A 14,588-nucleotide genomic window follows, 5' to 3' on the forward strand; every position below is an offset into this window, starting at 1 on the left:
ACCCAAGGGACGCCCATGACCACCGCCCGCCGCAGAGTCCGCCCGCTGCGCACCCTCGTCGCGATGCTCGCCGTCGCCGTCACCGCGTCGCTCCTCACCATGACCGCGAGCGAGGCCCACGAGAGCCGCGGCCGCGCGCCCGGCGTCCAGGACCGCGCCGAGATCCTCGACCTGATGTCCCGCTACGGCCAGTACTTCGACCTCGGCCACGCGGACGCCTGGACCGCCCTGTTCACCGCGGACGGCCAACTGAGCTTCCCGACCTCGGCGGCCCCGGGCGCCCCGCGCCACGTCGTCAAGGGCCGCGACGCCCTGAAGGCCTTCGCGTCCCGCCCCGGCGACGGCAAGTCGGTCGGCATCCACCTTCCCGGCCCGTCCATCCTGGTCGCCGCCGGCAACGGCACGGTCAAGGCCCGCACCCCGGTCGTGGTCGGCACGGTCCGCAGCGACGCGCAGCCGAGCACGTCCTTCACCGGCTACGGCGTCTACGAGGACGTGATCGTCAAGACCCGCGACGGCTGGCGCTTCCAGAGCCGCACCGCGGACAGTTACGGCGCGGTCCCGATGTCACCCGAGTTCCTCGCCGTTCCGCGCTTCTGACCTGCGGCTTCCTTTCCGCCGGAACAATCCCGTCGAACGGGCGGTTGAGCTAGGCCGTACTTGTTCCATCCCGGAAAGGGACCGCAGTGCTGCAGGTCGAGGTGTACTCCGATATCGCGTGCCCCTGGTGCTACGTGGGCAAGCGCCGCTTCGAGAAGGCGCTCGCGCAGTTCCCGGGCGGCGACCGCGTCGAGGTCGTCTACCGGCCGTACCAGCTGGACCCGACCACGCCGGAGAAGGCCGGGCCGCTGTCCGACCGGCTGGCCGCGAAGTTCGGCCGCGAGCAGCTCCCCGTGATGCACGCGCGGCTGAACGAGGTCGGGGCGGGCGAGGGGATCTCCTTCGACTTCGACAACGCGCTGGCCGCGAACACCCTGACCGGACACCGCCTGCTGTGGCACGCGCTCGACGCGTACGGCCGCGACACCCAGGCCGCGCTCAAGGACCGCCTGCTCAAGGCGTACTTCAGCGAGGGCGCCGACATCGGCGACCGCGAGCTGCTCACAACGCTGGCCGCCGAGGCGGGCCTGGACCGGGACCGCACCGCCGAGTTCCTCGCCTCCGGCGCGGGCCTGGCCGAGGTGCAGCAGGAAATCGACGAGGCCCGCGAGATCGGCGTCACCGCCGTCCCGACGTTCGTCTTCCAGGGCAAGTGGGCGGTGCAGGGCGCCCAGGAGACCGAGACGTTCCTGCAGGTGCTCCAGCAGGTGGCCGGCGAACTCGGTATCGAGGACAAGTCCGTTGCCGCGGACGACAGTTGCGCTGACGGAGCATGCGCCGTCGAGCACTGAGCCGGACGCGAGGGCCCGCCTGCCGAGATATCGGCGGGCGGGCCCTCGTGCGTCGTGGACACCGTCGACACGGCCAACTGCACCGTAAGTTGTCTATGCTGTGCCCGTCTTCGGGGGAAACGGGGTACAGACTTTGACAGTTCGCCATCCGCTTGGCCGCCGCACACGCGGGCGTGCCGCGTTCACCGCTGCCGCACTCGCCGTCGTCCTGGCCGCCGCGGGTTGTTCTCCGTCGGACGGGTCCGGGGCGGGTGCCACGCCTGCCGCCGGCGCAGGAGCCACCGGTTCGGCGCCGGGCGGCAGCGGTGGCGGCGGTTCGCCATCGGCGGCCGCGCTGCCGCCCCTGTCGCAGGCGGAAGCAGCTGCGGTGTTCAAGCACTACGGCGAGGTCCGGGCCGCGGCGAACGCGACGCGTGACGACGCCAAGCTCGCCGAGATCGAGGACGGCCCGCTGCTGGCCGCGTCGACCGCCGCGTACCGCATGGAACGCCTGGGCGGGGACAAGCCTTTGCCGTTCGAGCAGTCCACGCCGTACTTCCTCGTCCCGCGCCGGGAGGGCTATCCGCGGTACTTCGCCGTTCTGGCCCGCAACTCGCGCTGGATAGCCACGAGCCACGGCCGCGACCTCATGTACTTCCGGCAGCAGACCGCGGGCGGGCCGTGGAAGGCGGTCTTCCAGACGCCCATCAACGTCAAGAACGGCGATGCGGGCCAGTCGGCCACCGACCCCACGTACACGCCCAAGCCGACCGCCTCCCCCACGGTGACCTACCACCCGGACCAGAAGCCGCCTTCCAAGCTGCCCAACATGCCGGTGGCCGACGGCGATTTCGTCCGCACGGTGGACGGCCAGGCAGCGGTCACGGCCGCCAAGACCTGCACGGACTACGCGGCGTACCACACCCGTTCGATCCAGGGGCCGCAGGCGCGCGACCGTTTCGTGGCCGGGGACCTGACCACCGGCATCACGGCCCGGGAGGCCGAGCGGGCCCGGGCGCTGGGCGAGATCTCCTGGACTCGGACCTTCCGGCCGACCACCGACCCGGGCCTGCCGCTGCTCAGGCTCGGGGACGGAACCGCGCTCGTGCCCTGCACATTCGACAAGGTCGAAGTCACCGACAGCCCGCGCGCACCGGAGCGCTGGGTGTCCTACGACCAGGGCGACAAAGTGCTCCGGTTTCTGGGGCCGTCCTTGAAGTGGTCCCATGTCGAGCGCACATCCGCTGACTTCGCCGTCATCGCGGCGCCCACGGACGGCAGCGCCGCGGACGTCCTCTTCATGCACGACACGCTGTTGTCCGCGACGGGAACGCCGATCCCCTGAGGCGAGCGGCCGGTCAGCGCTTGGCGTAGCCGATGCCGGCGCGGTCCCAGCGGGGGTGCTGCTCGGTGATGCGGGCCTCGAAGGACGGCCAGTCCTTGGCTTCGCGCGGCGACCAGGCGGTCTCGGCGACCGAGAGCAGGCGCGGGAAGACCAGGTATTCGGCGTCGGCGACGCTGGTCAGGGTCTCGCCCCACAGCGCGGCCTCGACGCCGAGCACCGACTCCTCGGGCAGGCCCGGGAGGTGGGTGGCCGGCTCCCAGGTGTACGACTGCTTCACGTCGACGGTCCCGGCCCACTTGAGGCCGAGGCGCTCGCCGGCCGCGTAGGCCATGTCGAGGTACGTGTGGTCGGCGGGCGCGAGCACGACCTTGGCGCCGGCGCGGGCGGCGGCCGCGACGATGTCGGCATCCTCCTTGCCCTGGTTCCAGTACTCGAGGACGGCCCCGGGGACCGGTGCGGCGCCCGCGAGTTGGTGCCAGGCCATGACGCGCTTGCCGTGCTTCTCGACGATGGTCTGCGCCCGGTCCATGAAGACCTTGTAGCGCTCCGCGCTGAGGGTGAGTGCCTCGTCCCCGCCGATGTGCAGGTAGGGCCCGGGGGTGAGCGCGGCGATCTGGCCGATGACCTCGTCGAGGAAGGCGTAGGTCGCCTCGCTCTCCACGCACAGCGAGCTGAAGCCGACCTCGATGCCCGTGTACGGCTCGTACTTGCGGTCGTCGCAGCCCAGTTCGGGGTAGGCGACGATGGCCGCGTTGGTGTGGCCGGGCATGTCGATCTCGGGCACCACGGTAATGTGCCGCTCGGCGGCATAGGCGGTCACCGCGCGCAGGTCGTCCTGCGTCCAGAACCCGCCCGGGCCGCCGCCGACCTGGGTGGACGCGCCGATCGCGGTGAGCTCGGGGCGGCCGTCGATCTCGATACGCCAGCCCTGGTCGTCCGTCAGGTGGAGGTGCAGGACGTTGTACTTGTAGCGCGCGAGGTGGTCGACGAAGCGCCGCGCCTCGGCCGGCGTGAAGTAGTGCCGGGCCAGGTCGAGCGACATGCCGCGGTACTCGTAGCGCGGGCGGTCGGTGACGCTGCCGCCCGGCACCGTCCAGGCGGCGTCGACGCGCTGCGCCGACTCGATCTCGGCGGGCAGCAACTGGCGCAGCGTCTGGATGCCGCGCGAGAGGCCCGCGGGCTGAGCGGCCCGGACCGTGACGCCGGCCGCGGTGACGTCCAGGCGGTAGCCCTCGGCGCCGAGTTCGCCGGCCTCGGCGCCGGCCGCGTCGAGCAGCAGCGCGATGCCGGCCGGGGCGGCCGCCGGGTCGTAGGGGGCGACGGGCAGCGGGTAGCCGGTGGCCGGGCGCAGCAGCGCGGCAAGGATCTCGCCGGTCCGGGCCGCCGCGGCGGAGCCGGGGGCGGTGGCGATGCGGGCGTCGGGGGTCAGGGTCCACGTCACGCCGGGGGCGGCTTGGGCGCGGACGGGCGCGGGGACGAGGCCGGCAAAGCCGGTGGTGGCGGACACGCGCGACTGCTCCTTGTGCTCGGGTTTGTCGGAACCGGAGAGCCACGCCGCGGTGCCGAACGCGGCGAGTCCGCACAGGACGGCCGCACCGGCGATCGCGGACACGCGTACGGCGGCGCGCATAGGTCTCCCCAGGGGCAGGACCGACGATTGGTCCAGACCACTCTAGGGGAGACGGCGCGCCGGGGCACGCACGGATTTCCGTCGGCCGTGGAACCGGCGGCCGAGGGCCGCGGCGCGGGTCGGGATGAGGCCTGGGCCGGATGCGGGGCCGGGCGCGGGCATGCGCACGGGCGGGCGCCGCAGGTGTCCCCGCGGTGCCCGCCCGTGCGTGCCGTCGAAATCGGCCCGATGTCCGGGCACTCCGGTCCGGCTACATCGCGCGCAGCCGGATCTCCAGCGTGGTCCACGCGCCCACGTGGACGCGGTCGCCGTCCATCAGGTCCACCGGCGTGTTGACCTCGATGGCCTGCTTGCCGCCGTTCATCGTGGTGCCGTTCGTCGAACCGGGGTCGACCAGCTGCCAGCTGCCGTCCGGCCGGCTCATCAGCACCACGTGCAGGTGCGAGATGCCCGGGTCGGAGGGCGGGCCGGACAGGTCGATCTCCGGTACGCCGGAACCCGATTCGCCGATCCGGCGGCGGCCGACCCGCATGCGGTCGCCCTGCAGCAGCACGCCCCACGACTCGTGGTACGGCGGGAAGCGCATCGCGTGCGCGTCCGGGCCGCCCTGCGAGACGACCCGCTGGAAGTACTCCGCGTCGGCGGTGACCACCACGGTCCACATGTACCGCTGCTGCTGCACGGACACCGGCTGCACCGGAGGCGGGGGCGGAGGCGGCGGCTCGATCGGCTCGTTGCCGAGCACGGTGTGGCCGCCCAGGCCGTAGTCCTCGCCGTAGGGGCGCTCGGTGTACTGCGGTTCGGCATACGACGGGTAACCCCCGTACGCCTGCTGCTGCGACGGCTGATGCTGCTGGTACGACTGCTGCGACGAGTGAGACTGCTGCGAGGGCTGCGATTGCTGGGACTGCTGCGACCGCTGGGACTGCTGCGAGTGCACCGCGGGGTCCTGCCCGTACGACTGCCCGCCGTGCGTCGTCTGCCCGCCGTGCGTGGTCTGCCCGTACGACGAGTGCTGCCCGTAGTCGCCCGGGTCACCGAGCGGCCCCGGCTGGTAGTACCCGCCGCGCGGATCGTGCGTGGGCGCATTCGCGAAGCCGCCCAGCCCGGACGCCTGGGCGCCGTCCTGGGCGTCGAAGGCGCGGCCGCACGCCTCGCAGTACCGGGCCTCCCCGTTGCGGGCCGTCCGGCACACCGGGCAGAGCTCGGGCGGAGCCGCCGGCCCGGGGGCCGCGGCTCCCATGGGCCGCCCGCACGCATCGCAGAAGTCGTCGGCGATCGAGTGGTGGCCGCGGGGGCATATCGCCATGTCAGCGCCTCCTGTCTTCCTGGACGACGACGCGCGCCGGGGCCCGGCGGTTCGAAGACGGTCCTATGTCAACCACGCAGGCTACGAGGTCCGCAACCGGGACGTCTTGACCGAGTCGGTGTCGAGCGTCATCTCGTCGGCATCCGAGACCTTGCGGCGCAGCTTCAGCGTGCCGGTCACGGGGTCCTCCTCGACGACGTTCTTGATGAGTTTGGCGGTGTGGTCGTCGCCCGCCTCGTTGGCCAGCCGCAGCGCCCGGCCCAGGAGTGCGGTCGCCTCGTGCTCCTCGCCGTCGCGGCGCTTCTCCAGGCCCTCCTGGATGGCGTTGGCCATCTCGGCGCGGCCGGTGTAGAACGCCACTTCCTTGCTGATCTTGGTGGACAGGTCCTCGTTGTCCGTCCACTCCGCGAACACGCCGATCCGGGTCAGCTCGTTCTCGGTGCCGTCCGCACCGCGCGACACGAGGCTGACCAGGCCGACCCGCACCGGGTCGTACAGGTCGCCCGGCTCGACCTCCAGGCAGATGTGGTAGTCGCGGCTCTCCGCGCCCCACGAACCGGTCGGGTAGTCCCCGATGTTCGGCCCGGCGTCGGCGCGCCGGTGGGTCAGCTCCTCGATGGTCGGGCGGACCTGCTTGACGAACTTGACCTGCGCGCTGCCCGGGGTGCGCACCCGCAGCGCGACGTCCGCCACCGCCTTGCCCATCGCGTTCTCGATCATCGCGGTGAAGTCCGCGACCAGGTTGGCCGGTTCGGCCACGATGTCCAGGCTGCCCAGGAGACCGGAGGCGACCTGGCGCAGCTCGGCGACCACCCAGTCGGTGCCCACACCGCGGCAGTCGCAGGTGAACACGCCCTGGCACGCCTCGATGGCGGCGGCCAGGTCCGCGGCGGTCTCGCTCTCGTCCTTGCCGTCGGTGAGCAGGATGGCGTGCCGGATGGCGTGCGGGTACGGGTCGAGCAGGCGCTTCGCGGCGCGCAGCCACTGGCCTATCGCGGTGCCGCCGCGCGCCCGCAGCTTGTCGACCGCGCGCTTGGCCTCGCGGCGGCTGTGCTCGTCGAGCACGACCATGCGCTCTTCGGGCGGGTAGACCATCGTGGCCATGCCGGTGCCGGACACGATCGCGAGGAGCGTGCCGTTGGGCATCGCGTCGATCGCGGCCTTGGTGGCCTGCTTGGCGGCGGCCAGTTTGGACGCCGGGAAGTCCATCGAGCCGGAGGTGTCCACCAGGATCACCTCGGCGGCCTGCCCGCTCCCGGCACCCGCGGACACGCCCGCGGCCCCGGTCGCGGTCACCGTGGCGATCGCGTGGACCTCGCGGCCGCCCATCGGCAGGTACTGGTTCTGGAAGACCTCGACGGCGAAGTCCGGCGCCCCGGACGGGCTTGCGTTGGCGGACATTGCGGCTACTCCTTGGGTTCCGGCCCGGCGTGGGCGGCGGGCGGGAAGGGGACGAGGACCACGGTGATGTTGTCGGCGCCCCCGGACTGGAGCGCGTAGTCGGTGAGCGCGCGCGCCGCGCGGACCGGCTGGGCCAGGCCGTACGGCAGCGCGAACGCGGACAGGGTCTGGGCGGCCTGCACGTAGTTCCACAGGCCGTCGCTGCACAGCAGCACCGCACCGGGCGTGTTCGGGCGCAGCGTCATGACGCGCGCGCGGACCTCGCCCGCATCCGCGCCCAGCCACGACACGATCGCGTGCGCCCGGCTGTCGGCGTACGCCTGGGCCTCGGTCATCTGCCCGCAGGCCACCATGCGCGCGGCCCACGAGTCGTCCTCGGTGAGCAGCGCGGACGGGGTGGGCAGCCGCATCGTGTCGTCCGGCGCGAGGCCTTCGGGGGCGGCGGGCAGCGGGGAACCGGGCAGCGCGATGCGGACCGGCTCGTGGTCCGGCTCGGGAGCCGGGTGCGCGGCGCCGCTGCGGGCCGGGATGGTGGTGTCCTGGTCGCCGACCGGATGGTCGTCGACGGACAGCCAGTACGCCCGGCTGTCGCCGACCCAGCCGATGGTGACCGTGTCGGGGGTGACCACCGCGGAGACGTACGTGCAGGCCGGTGCGTTGCCGTCGGCCTCGCCCGGTCCGGCAAGGCGCGCCACGGCACTTGCCGCCGCGGCCGCGGCCGCCCGGGTGGCCGCCTCGGGGCCCGCACCGCCGCGCAGCGCGGCGGCGAGCGCGGCCCCGGCGGACCGGGTGGCGGTCGCGGAGGCGTCGTCGGGCCGCGGCGAGGAGGAGACGCCGTCGCACACGACCGCGACCACGCTGGGCCCGTGCGGGCCGTCCACGATCTCGACGGCCATCGCGTCCTCGTTGCGCCGGTGCCGCAGCCCCCGGTCGCTGACCCCGGCGGCGATGCGCAGGTCGGCGACGACCGAGTCGCGCGGGTTGTAGGCGCGTCCGCACGACTCGCACCAGCCGTCCGCGCCGATCGACGCGGTCCGGCACGAACGGCACACGGCCGCGGCGAACTCACCGCGCCGCGGGGCGCGTTCGGCGACCGGCGGGGGCGGCGCGGTGCGCAGGTCGTAGCCGCACGCCTCGCAGAAGTTGTACCCGGGCTGGGGCGCGACCCCGCAGCTCGGGCAGCTGTGCACCACCGTGGTCGGCGAGCCGGACCGGGCGCCCGCGCCCGGATCCGTCTCGTGCGGTGTCGTCCGGCCTACTCCCACGCCCATCACACCCACGTCCGGGGACGAACTTCGTTTGCCTTGTCCACCAGGGCCACCCGCTCTTCCGAACCGTCCACGTGCCGGGCCAGGGAGCGGTACGTGCGCTCCAGGGCGAACCGCAGCGGCCGCTCCTCCAGCGCGCTGTCCAGCACGGTGCCGCCCTGGCCGGTTGCTCCTGCACTGCCCGCCCGAACCCATTCCAATGCCGCGCCGAGGAGTTCGGCGGCGAGCCGGTCGTACGCCTCGCCCTCCACCGGCAGCGCGCTCAGGTGCGCGGACGCCTGCAGCAGGTCGTGCTCCAGGTGCTCGTCCGGCCGCCGGTTGCCGACCCGGGTGCGCAGCGCGGCGGTCTGCGCGGCGACGTGGTAGCTGGAGGTGTCCGGCACCGATTCGAGGGTGCCGACCGCGCCGGGGCGGTCGCCGGCCGCGAGGCGGCAGCGGCCGAGCCCGAACGCGGCGCTGACGTAGGACCGGTCGGTGTCCCACACGCCTTCGTACTCGCGGGCCGCCGCGGCGGGCTGCCCGGTCTGCTCCAGGCACACGCCGAGCGCGAGGCGCGGTGCGCGCTCGCCGGGCAGCATGGACCGCACGGTGTCGAAGGCGACCAGCGCCTCGGCGGAGCGGCCTTCGGCGAGCGCGGCCAGGCCGCGGTACCAGAGGAGCCGCCAGTCGTCCGGGTCGACGTCGTCCAGGAACGCCTCGGCGCGCACCACCTGTCCGCGCTCTATGCACACGTACGCCAGGCGCAGCGTGGCCTCGACCGAGTCGACGTCGGCCGCGGTGAGGGCGGCGAGGAGCTCGTCGGGGTCGTTGGTGGGCAGCGATGCGAGCAGGCCGGCCGCCGGGTCGGTCGGGTCGACGCGCGGCACCGGCAGCCCGGCTGCGGTGGCCACCGCGCCCGGCGCGGCCGGCTCGTCCCAGGCCGCGACGTCGCTGTGCGCGACGCGCGTCTCGGGGCCGAACAGGCCGGACAGCGCCGGCTTGGGCTCGCGGCTGCGGGCCGCGACGACCTCGCGCAGCACGCCCAGGCACTGCTCGGCCATGTCGGCGGCGGATGCGAAGCGCTGCTCGGGGTCGGGGTGCGTGGCCCGCAGCAGGAGCCGGTGGTACGACTCGAACTCGCGGAACAGCGGCACCTCGTGGGCGGGCGGCAGGCTGTGCTTCCAGTCGCGCGTGAAGTTCGCGAACGGGAAGCTGAGCACCGCCATCGTCCGCCCGACGGTGAACAGGTCGGACTCGGGGCTGGGGCCCACCCGTTCGATCTCGGGGGCCTGGTAGCCGACGGTGCCGTAGATCGCGCCGTCCTCGTCGTCGAGCTCGCGGACCGCGCCCATGTCGATGAGCTTGAGCTGGTCGTCGGTCTGGATGACGTTGTCCGGCTTGAAGTCGCAGTAGACCAGGCCGCGGTTGTGCAGGTGCCCGAACGCCGGGAGGATCTCGATCGCGTAGGCCAGCACCTGCTCCAGCGGCAGCACCGCGCGGCGGTCGCCCGACTCGGTGCGGCGGCGCTCCAGGAGGTCCTTGAGCGACATGCCGCCGACGTACTCCATGACGATGTACGTCTCGGCGTCGCCGGTGTAGCGGTCCTGGTGGGTCACCACGTTGTGGATGGTGACGATGTTGGCGTGCTGGGTGTGCGCGAGGATGCGCTGCTCGGCGACCGCCGCGGCGCGCGCGTCGATGTCACCGCTGCCCAGCAGGCCCTTGAGGACCACCCACTTGTCGTGCAGCACGGTGTCGACGGCCAGATAGACCCAGCCGAAGCCGCCGCGCGCGAGGCAGCCGACCACGCGGTACTGGCCGACCATGTCGCCCGGTTCGAGCTTGGGCGCGAACGAGTAGGGCGTGCGGTCGTACGGGCAGAAGCCGTTGGCGATGCCGGGCTTGCCGTCGCGGCCGCGGCCGACCGGACGGCCGCAGTTCTCGTCCCGGCAGAAGCGCTTCTCCTCCGGGATGACCGGGTCCTTCATCAGTATCGTCGCCGGGTCGCGCACCGGAACCGCGGGGATCTCCACGATGCCCGCGCCGAGGCGGCGCCCGGACGAGGCCGCGCCGCGCCGCGAGGAGCGGCCCGAGGTACGCCCGGTCCCGGTCCGGCCGGACGAGGTCACCCCCGAGCGGGCACTGCCCGAACGCCCGGGACCCGCCTGGGCGCTGGACTGCGCGCCGCCCGGTCCGTAGCCGCCGCTGAGGCCGCTGGCCAGGACCGAGCCGCCGCCCATGTGGGCCGGGCGACCCGGGTCGGACTTGCCGGCGCCGGGCTGACCGGGCAGGCCGCCCTGGCCGGGCACCTTCGGCGGGGCGCCGCCCGCGGTCTTGAGCGGCGCGCGCCCGCAGTCCAGGCAGTAGCCGTCCTCGTCGATGGTCCCGGTGCCGCAGCCGGGCCGGTTACAGGTCGCCATGGTCCCCGCCTTCCCCCTTCGGCCCCTCGGCCCCGTCGTGATGGATCATGCCCCGGTCGCCCGGGCCGACTGCCCGGTGGTGCGCCGGTCTTGGTGCGGTCACTGCCTGCTGGTACTCGCCCACCACGCGGGAGGCGGCGTCCAGGTCGCAGGGTGCGCGCCACAGTACGTCGTACGCACGGTGGTGCAGCTTCTCCAAAGCCTCGTCCTCGCCCCTTCCGCGGCCGCCCGCCATCGCACGGTACGCCTGCAGCAGACCGCGCAGTTCATCGCGTCGGCCCAGCAGCGCGTCCAGCTCCGCGCGCGCCGCCCGCAGGCGGTGCACGGCCGAGTCCGTGTCCCTCTCCAACGCTCCGAGGTGGGCGGAAAGTTGCGGCCAGGCGTCACGTCTGCGCAGTTCGGACAACTGCCCGATGCGGGACCGGAGCGGCCCGGCGAGCGGCGGGATGTCCGGAACGCCGTGCACGATGCGGGTCAGCACGTGGGCGCGCTTGCGCTGGGCCTCGGCCTCGTCGGCGGAGAGCACGTCGACCAGGCCGGCCACCCGCTGCGCGCGCTCCTCGTAGCGCTCCTGGAGCAGCCGCAGCTGCCGCAGCCCGTCGTGCACGCTGCCCAGGTCGCGGTCCAGCGCCGCCAGGTCGACCGAGCCGATCCGGGCCGGCGCCGGTCCGCTGCCCGCGAACCGCAGCGGGTCCGCGGCGACTTGGGCCCGTGCGTCGGCCAGCCGGCTGCGGACCTCGGCGACCACGCGGGCCTCCACGCCGAGGGCGTCCGCGCCGCCGAGCCGGTCGACCAGCGCGGCGGTGTCCGCGGCGGCCGCCTCGACGCGGTCCAGGCGCGGCAGCACCGCGGTCCATACGTCGTCGACGGCGGCGACCAGCTCGGTGGCCCGGTGCCACACCTTGTTCATCTCGGCGACCAGCGTGTCCGGGGTAACCCGGCGCACGGAGGCCACCGGATCGAGCAGGCTGCGCTTGCCGATCGGCACCTCCTCGCCCGGCATCTCGACCGAGAGGCCGGTGAGCAGTTCGGCGATCTCGTCGAGTTCGGTGCGGGTCGGGCGGGACCGGCGGCCGCGCAGGGCGCGGGCGGCGTCCAGGACCACCCCGTACGCCGCGTACAGCTCCCACAGACGGGCGATGTCGGTGCGGCAGGCCGCCCAGCGCTCCTGGGTGCGGCCCTGCAGTGCGGCGCCTTCGAGGAGGCGCCGGCCGGGGTGCTCCTCCAGCGCCATGAGTCCGGCGGAGATGCCGTCCCGGGCGGTCTCGTGCCGGGCGATGGCACGGTCCGCGTCCTCGCGCGTCCAGGGCGCGCCGGGGAGGGTCATGACGCGTCCCGCCATGCGGTCACCGCGGGCGGCTGCGCGTCGCCGGTGCCGAGCGCGGTGCCGATGTGCGTGTCGTAGAGCTTGCGCCAGGTGCCGTCGCGGCGGGTCTCGGCGAGCACCGCGTTGACGAACCGCACGAACTCGGGGTGCTCCTTGCTGATGGCCATGCCGTACGGCTCGCGGCTGATCCGCTCGCCCACCACTGCGGTGAACTTGGGGTCCTGGGCCTGGAGTCCGGCCAGGATGGTGTCGTCGGTGCTGATGGCGTCCGTTTCGCCTTTCTGCAGTTTGACCAGGCAGTCGGCCCAGGTCTCGCCCTCGACCGGCTTGGCGTTGTACTTGGGGTCCTTGATGCGGCCCAGCGACGTGGAGCCGTTGACCGCGCACACCCGGAAGCCGGCCAGTCCGGGGAGCCCCTGCTTGGCCTGCTCGGGCAGGTCGGGGTCGAGCTGCACGAGAGCGCGCTGCCCGGCCAGGAAGTAGATGTCGGAGAAGTCGACGCGGGCGCGCCGGTCGCAGTTGACGGTCATCGTCATCGCGACGATGTCCACCTCGCCGCGCTCGACGGCGGGCACCCGGTCGGCGTTCCTGAGCACCCGGAACCGGATGCGCTCGTCGCCGGAGTCGGGCCCGAACACCGCTTTGGCGACGCGGCGCAGCAGGTCGATGTCGAAGCCCTTGAGGGAGTTCGAGACCGGGTCGAGGTAGCCGAACGGGTACGAACTCTGGTCCACGCCCACGATGATGTGGCCGCGCTGCACGATGGCCTCCATCCAGCTGGCCTTCGGCCAGGAGTCCTTCGTGGGCACGGCGGACGGGGGCTTCAGGCTGAGTTCGGCGTTTCCGCAGGTGTCGGCGGCGGGGCGGGCGGGGTCGACGGCAGCGGGTGCCGGGGCCTGCCGACCGGCTGCCGGTACGCCTGCTTGAGCGGCGGCCGAGGCCCCGGGTGCCCCGGCCGGGCGTCCCGTACCCCCGTCGCTGCCGCTTCCGCTGCAGCCGACGGCCGCCAGCAGCGCCCCGGCGACGACCGCGGCGAGCGGGACGCGCGCGGCGCGGGCAGCACGGCTCCTGCGGCCGCGGCGGGTTCGGGTCCGCGGGGGGTTCACCGGTACTCCCCCAGCCTGCGGCGTATGCCGTCCACCACGCCCGCGGCGGCGACGATGGCCAGCACCAGGACGCCGATGCCCAGCCCGTCCATCGCGGCGCGGCCCTCCCGGACCGCCTTGTCGAAGTCGGACTGGTCCTTCGCGATAGCCAGCTTGAGCGCGTTCTCGGCGCGGTTGTAGGCGAGTTGCGAGGAGCCCTTGTCGTCGATGACGACCGCGACCGCGCTCTTGAAGTCGGTCTGCTCGTAAAGCGCCATGACGGTCCCGTGCGCGATACGCCAGTCGCCGACCGCGGCGCGTGCCTCGGCGAGCTGCGCCTGCGTGGCCGGGTCGTTGCGCGCGTCGTGCGCCGCGGCAGCGAGCTGCCCGCCCGCGCCGTCGGCGGTCGCCAGCTCGTTGAACTCGGCGTTCAGGCGGGCCTCGTACTGGCCGCCGTCGCTGCCGTGCTGCACCAGGATCTGGCTCTCCGCGGCCCGCGCCTGCAGGACCGAGAACCGGGCCGCGGACAACGAGTCCACGGGCTGCCAGCCCTGGTCGCGGCTGCGGTCCAGGTCGTCGCGGGCGGACGCCAGACTCGTACTCACCCACACCAGCGACGCCGCCACCGCGGCCGAGGCCAGCAGCAGCCCCGGGTTGAACACCCTCTTGGTCCGCCGCGCCAGCAGCACTTGGGCCACCCCGAGCGCCGCAAGCGCGCACAACCCGGCGACCACCGCAGTGCCGGGCACCGCCGTCGCCTGCCGGTGGTCGGCGCGCAGCTTCGCGGCCGCGAGCCCGTGCAGATCGGCCGCGTCCTTGAGGATCACCTGCTCCATCTGCCGCGAGGCCGCCCTCAAGTACGACGCACCCAGCGGAAACCCTTGCCGCGAGGCCGACTTCGCCCGCGAGACGTCCTCCCGGTACAACGGGATCTGCACCGAGAGTTGCGTGATGAGCTCGGCCATGCGCCCGGTCGCCCCCGCCGACGACGCGGCGGTCAGCAGCCGCTGCGCGTCGTCCAGCGACTGCTCGTAGCGGTCCCGCAGGCTGTCCTTCTCCACGCCGCCCGACAGCAGCCCCGCCGCGGCCGCGGCGTCGGCCTCGGCCAGCGCCCGGTACAGCTCCTGGGTCCGCGCCCCCAGCGGCTCGCTCCGCTCCGCGACCCGCTCGGCGGCCTGCGACCGCTCGCGTACCGCCAGAAACGCGAAGACCCCCGACAGCAGCGCCAGCACCACGAGAACGACACCCGCGACCACCAGCCGCCCTGGTGTGGTCCGCGTCCCCCGCACGACCCGCCCGAGCACTTGGCGCCCGCTTGCGACGCCCGGCCGGGCCACCGCTGTGACCACCCGCGACCTCCCCCGGAACACCGGACCCCACCCTGGCAAACCCCCACCGGCCTGCGGGTATCGGAGGGCTGTCGGCCCCCACCTCGAAGTTATCGTGCGGCACAA

The 14,588-nt window shown here is 73.7% G+C and carries 11 protein-coding genes; 3 read left to right on the plus strand and 8 right to left on the minus strand.

Annotated features, from left to right (window positions below; translation table 11 throughout):
- The first annotated feature begins 15 nt into the window (after positions 1 to 15).
- From LZ495_RS02850 to LZ495_RS02860, 3 genes are all read left to right on the plus strand, one after another.
- Positions 16 to 600, plus strand: coding sequence for a nuclear transport factor 2 family protein (locus tag LZ495_RS02850; protein WP_235050217.1), 585 nt, complete (start codon positions 16 to 18; stop codon positions 598 to 600).
- Positions 601 to 686: 86 nt separating this feature from the next.
- Positions 687 to 1,391 (plus strand): DsbA family oxidoreductase, encoded by a 705-nt coding sequence (locus LZ495_RS02855; protein WP_235050218.1) that lies wholly within the window; start codon positions 687 to 689, stop codon positions 1,389 to 1,391.
- Positions 1,392 to 1,524: 133 nt separating this feature from the next.
- Positions 1,525 to 2,715, plus strand: a complete 1,191-nt coding sequence (locus tag LZ495_RS02860) for a DUF8094 domain-containing protein (RefSeq protein ID WP_235050219.1) — start codon at positions 1,525 to 1,527, stop codon at positions 2,713 to 2,715.
- Between the two features lie 13 nt (positions 2,716 to 2,728).
- On the opposite strand, the gene LZ495_RS02865 is transcribed toward LZ495_RS02860, so the two are convergent.
- From LZ495_RS02865 to LZ495_RS02905, 8 genes are all read right to left on the minus strand, one after another.
- Positions 2,729 to 4,345 (minus strand): beta-N-acetylhexosaminidase, encoded by a 1,617-nt coding sequence (locus LZ495_RS02865; protein ID WP_268822190.1) that lies wholly within the window; start codon positions 4,343 to 4,345, stop codon positions 2,729 to 2,731.
- A gap of 250 nt (positions 4,346 to 4,595) precedes the next feature.
- Positions 4,596 to 5,654 carry a double zinc ribbon and FHA domain-containing protein gene (locus LZ495_RS02875; RefSeq protein ID WP_235050220.1) on the minus strand — a complete coding sequence of 353 codons (1,059 nt, stop codon included), beginning with the start codon at positions 5,652 to 5,654 and terminating at the stop codon, positions 4,596 to 4,598.
- 81 nt (positions 5,655 to 5,735) lie between these two features.
- Positions 5,736 to 7,055, minus strand: a complete 1,320-nt coding sequence (locus tag LZ495_RS02880; protein ID WP_235050221.1) for a VWA domain-containing protein — start codon at positions 7,053 to 7,055, stop codon at positions 5,736 to 5,738.
- A 5-nt stretch (positions 7,056 to 7,060) separates the two neighbouring features.
- Positions 7,061 to 8,326: a PP2C family protein-serine/threonine phosphatase gene (locus LZ495_RS02885; protein ID WP_235050222.1), complete on the minus strand. Its 1,266-nt coding sequence runs from the start codon at positions 8,324 to 8,326 to the stop codon at positions 7,061 to 7,063.
- Positions 8,326 to 10,722, minus strand: coding sequence for a serine/threonine-protein kinase (locus LZ495_RS02890; RefSeq protein ID WP_235050223.1), 2,397 nt, complete (start codon positions 10,720 to 10,722; stop codon positions 8,326 to 8,328). The genes LZ495_RS02885 and LZ495_RS02890 overlap by 1 nt, the downstream gene beginning before the upstream one ends.
- The gene (locus LZ495_RS02895) at positions 10,709 to 12,064 is read right to left on the minus strand and encodes a hypothetical protein (protein WP_235050224.1); all 1,356 of its coding nucleotides are present in this window, start codon (positions 12,062 to 12,064) and stop codon (positions 10,709 to 10,711) included. Before LZ495_RS02895 ends, LZ495_RS02890 begins: the two co-directional genes overlap by 14 nt.
- The gene (locus LZ495_RS02900; RefSeq protein WP_235050225.1) at positions 12,046 to 13,155 is read right to left on the minus strand and encodes a glutamate ABC transporter substrate-binding protein; all 1,110 of its coding nucleotides are present in this window, start codon (positions 13,153 to 13,155) and stop codon (positions 12,046 to 12,048) included. Before LZ495_RS02900 ends, LZ495_RS02895 begins: the two co-directional genes overlap by 19 nt.
- Positions 13,152 to 14,483, minus strand: coding sequence for a GlnX family signal transduction membrane protein (locus LZ495_RS02905; RefSeq protein ID WP_235050226.1), 1,332 nt, complete (start codon positions 14,481 to 14,483; stop codon positions 13,152 to 13,154). Before LZ495_RS02905 ends, LZ495_RS02900 begins: the two co-directional genes overlap by 4 nt.
- Positions 14,484 to 14,588 lie beyond the last annotated feature (105 nt).

This window comes from Yinghuangia soli (assembly GCF_021502675.1).
GTDB classification, from domain to species: domain Bacteria; phylum Actinomycetota; class Actinomycetes; order Streptomycetales; family Streptomycetaceae; genus Yinghuangia; species Yinghuangia soli.